Source organism: Clostridium sp. Cult3, from assembly GCF_021655115.1.
GTDB lineage: Bacteria > Bacillota > Clostridia > Tissierellales > Tepidimicrobiaceae > PPXY01.
In genome coordinates this window covers 1-2,880 of the sequence record NZ_PPXY01000033.1, presented here as the reverse complement: position 1 = coordinate 2,880, position 2,880 = coordinate 1, and the positions used below count along the sequence as shown (strand labels likewise).

The following is a 2,880-nucleotide window of genomic DNA, read 5'->3' as shown; positions in this document are numbered from 1 at the left end:
ATGAGGACTTCATCCTTTCTGGGAGGTATTTGTTTTCTGGCAAAAACATTGTACCACAGAGGATTGAAGTCCTCAATTTTCATTTAAGTTTACAGAGCGAGTATTCAGGAAAGGAGGTAAAGAATGTTAGAAAAATTATCCTTTTTAGAGAACAAATATAAGGAATTAAGTCAAAAGATAATAGATCCTGAAATCATTAATCAAATAGAAGAATGGCAAAGGTTGGTAAAGGAACATGCGGAAGTAGAACCTATAGTATTTAAATATAGGGAGTATACTAAGGCCCAAACTATCCTTGAAGAAGACAAGGAAATGTTAAAGGACAAAATAGACGATGAGATGAGAGAGCTATTAAAAGACGAAATAGCTGAATTAGAAGAGACTACAGCACAGTTGGAAGAAGAGCTTAAGATACTTCTCATACCAAAGGATCCTAATGACCATAAAAATGTTATAGTAGAGATAAGAGCTGGTGCTGGTGGCGATGAAGCTGGATTGTTTGCAGGAGATCTATTTAGAATGTACAGCATGTATGGAGAAAGACAAGGCTGGAAGATAGAACTGATGAGCACTAGTGAACAAGGGGTAGGTGGCTTTAAAGAGGTTATATTCATGATAAAAGGTAAGGGTGCCTATAGTAGGTTGAAGTATGAATCAGGAGTTCATAGGGTTCAAAGGGTACCTACTACAGAATCCAGTGGCAGAATCCACACCTCTACGGCTACAGTAGCAGTATTACCTGAGGCGGAAGATATAGATATAGAGGTAAATCCAAATGACATAAGAATAGACGTATTCCGTTCTTCAGGAAATGGTGGGCAAAGTGTAAACACCACCGACTCTGCTGTAAGAATAACCCATTTACCAACAGGTATGGTAGTGTCCTGTCAAGATGAAAAATCCCAACATAAGAACAGGGATAAGGCCATGAAGATATTAAAGACTAGATTGTATGATAAGATATTAAGTGAACAACACAATGAAATAGCTGAAGAGAGAAGATCCCAGGTAGGAACTGGTGATAGATCTGAAAGAATTAGGACCTACAATTTTCCTCAAGGTAGGGTAACGGATCACCGAATTAATATGACTATCCATAGGTTAGAAAACTTCCTAAATGGAGATATTGATGAGATGATAGACGCATTAATAACATCAGATCAAGCAGAAAAGTTAAAACAAGTAGGTTAATAAAAAACAAGGATATGATCCTTGTTTTTTTATATCTAAAAATCTGTTCTTATCCTTTCATCCTTAGAATAATAATAGATTAGAAAGGGTGAGAACATGAAGGATATAGGGCTAATAACGCTATATGGATTTATAGTAGGTATGGTGGGAACAGGCATAGGTGGGTTAGCCTCTTTGTTTATCAAAGAAACCAATAGGATATTAAGTTTTCTATTGGGACTTACAGGTGGATTTATGCTGTTTATAGTCACTTTTCATCTATTGCCTGAAGCCTTCATATTAGGGGGGATTCCTTTTAGCTTGCTAGGGATTATATTAGGTATAGGACTTATAATATTTATTGAAATCAATATAGATAGTATATTGAAAAATCCTCTCATGAAGTCTAGTCTATTATTAGGTATAAGTATAGCTGTACACAACTTTCCTGAAGGGTTGGCATTAGGATCTAGTTTTTTGACTATGTCGGATTTAGGACCAGTTCTATCCATTGCTATGCTTCTACACAATATACCAGAAGGATTATCCATGGCTATTCCCCTTAAGGTAAATAAAACCTCCCCTGGTAGAATCCTCCTGTATTCCATCCTTACGGGAGTTCCTACGGGAATAGGAGCATTTATTGGAGCCTATATTGGTATGATTTCCAATATATTTATCTCCATCTGCTTATCCTTTGCTGGAGGAACTATGCTATACATTATATGTGATGAGATAATTCCAAATGCAAAAGCTCTCCACAAAGGGAGAGCATCATCTATAGGGATTGTCCTAGGATTTATCATTGGAATGATATTATATTTTTAGAATCCAATAATAGCAGCACCTATGGCTCCTAGGTATTGGCTTTCTTCTGATGAAATCACTGGTATACCAAGCTTTTCACTAAGCATTTCTTTAAGCTTTTCATTTTTAGAAACTCCCCCAGAGAAAAACACCTTGTCTTCTACCCCTACTTTGCTTACCAAGGAGTAGGTTTTGTTGCATACAGATTGAAGGAGCCCTGCCGCTATGGTTTCCTTGGAGGCGCCTTCTGCTACTAGGCTTACCACTTCTGACTCTGCAAATACAGTACACATGCTGCTTATATTAGCTGGTTCTGCTCCAGTTGCTAAACGAGATAGATCGCTTATATCTACTGCTAAGGCATTGGCCATTACCTGTAAAAATCGACCAGTTCCTGCTGCACATTTGTCGTTCATCAAAAAGTCCACTACCTGACCTTCTTGGTTTAATTTAATAACCTTGCTATCTTGGCCGCCTATGTCTATGACTGTTCTAATTTTCGGATCTAAATGGTAGGCACCTATGCCATGGCAGGTGATTTCTGTTACCTGCTTATCTATAAAGGGGAGGGATATCCTACCGTATCCTGTTCCCACAATGGACTTAATATCTTCTTTTGAAATACTAGCTTTTGCCATAACCTCATCTAATAGCTTCTCTCCTATTTCCTTAGGACTCCAGCCAGTGGGGGCCAGGGCTGTTGTGACAATTTTGCTACCGTCGTAGGCCACTGCTTTTGCTGCTACTGAGCCTACGTCTATGCCAATACTTATCAAAAAAATCACATCCTTAATATATACTAATACAAATTTTCCATAATAGTATAACATTTAATGAAATAGGCTACCAATAAGATATATCTATAGGGGGAATGGGCAATATAAATATTATTAATAAATATTT

3 protein-coding genes are annotated in these 2,880 nt (G+C 37.4%); 2 read left to right on the top strand and 1 reads right to left on the bottom strand.

Going from position 1 to position 2,880, the window contains the following annotated elements; translation table 11 throughout:
* Positions 1–123 precede the first annotated feature (123 nt).
* The gene (prfA, locus tag C3E88_RS07135) at positions 124–1,191 is read left to right on the top strand and encodes a peptide chain release factor 1 (RefSeq protein WP_236909482.1); all 1,068 of its coding nucleotides are present in this window, start codon (positions 124–126) and stop codon (positions 1,189–1,191) included.
* Positions 1,192–1,287: 96 nt separating this feature from the next.
* Positions 1,288–1,998, top strand: coding sequence for a ZIP family metal transporter (locus tag C3E88_RS07130; protein WP_236909481.1), 711 nt, complete (start codon positions 1,288–1,290; stop codon positions 1,996–1,998).
* Here C3E88_RS07130 and C3E88_RS07125 read toward each other — a convergent pair.
* Positions 1,995–2,762 carry an acyl-CoA dehydratase activase gene (locus tag C3E88_RS07125; protein ID WP_336513077.1) on the bottom strand — a complete coding sequence of 256 codons (768 nt, stop codon included), beginning with the start codon at positions 2,760–2,762 and terminating at the stop codon, positions 1,995–1,997. The genes C3E88_RS07130 and C3E88_RS07125 overlap by 4 nt on opposite strands.
* Positions 2,763–2,880: the final 118 nt, after the last annotated feature.

Bases quoted from the DNA above. Each gene is read 5' to 3' on its own strand.
- prfA (WP_236909482.1), top strand. From the start codon at position 124: ATGTTAGAAAAATTATCCTTTTTAGAGAACAAATATAAGGAATTAAGT.
- C3E88_RS07130 (WP_236909481.1), top strand. From the start codon at position 1,288: ATGAAGGATATAGGGCTAATAACGCTATATGGATTTATAGTAGGTATG.